This is a genomic window from Algibacter sp. L4_22, from assembly GCF_023473045.1.
GTDB lineage: Bacteria > Bacteroidota > Bacteroidia > Flavobacteriales > Flavobacteriaceae > Algibacter.
Window position 1 is genome coordinate 1 of sequence record NZ_JAMCOK010000066.1, and the last position, 709, is coordinate 709.

Here is a 709-nt window from a genome sequence, read left to right on the forward strand (position 1 = left end):
GGACCAGAGCAAAAAACGTCATCTGCCATCGTACTTGCGAGTTTACACACCTCTTTAATGTTAATTTTGGTGATCTTCGACTGGTGAAGTCGAACATCATTAGTGCCGACGTGAATAATAATCTTAGAGAATTTACGATTAGCATTAGCCAGCACTTTTAAATTTGCTTTGATGTCAGGCGCTCTGGCTCCCGGTAAACATGTGACTATGGTGGCTGGTGTCTCTATTTTCACGTTCCGTGTAATAGAATCACCAATAACTAGGGCACTTTCAACAGGATTCTCAGTGGGTGCGTCACTGAGTGGGGAGAACCTGTTTGATGTTCTAATCGGAACGGAAGAGTGGTTTTTTGATCCGCGACTATGCCGTCTCACCGTCACCCAGTTGCCCTGCTGCACGGGCTCTACAGCCGGAACCGAACAATGTACAGAGTTCACTAAGCTATTCGCATCCAAAGCAGTGTCTAAAGCTGTTACATTCTCACTACTCTCAAATAAAGTCTGGATGCGTGTCTCTAATTCTGAAATCTTCTCCGTCAGCCTGACTATCTCCTTACATTTATCACATGTGAAGCCCTGTTCGCCGACAGAGAAAGATATACTGAACATGTAACAGGCAGTGCAAGTGACAATAACAGGAGAAGATGACATGGCTTACCGTTTGTTGATTAAACCAACTCACCACTGTTGTTTGATGGACTCTATTGACT

Annotated in this window: 1 protein-coding gene; it reads right to left on the minus strand. The window is 44.3% G+C overall.

The annotated features are described in order from the left end of the window. Positions 1-650, minus strand: a 650-nt coding sequence (locus M4I23_RS19595; RefSeq protein ID WP_249755542.1) for a hypothetical protein, incomplete at its 3' end; no start/stop codon positions are given. Positions 651-709 lie beyond the last annotated feature (59 nt).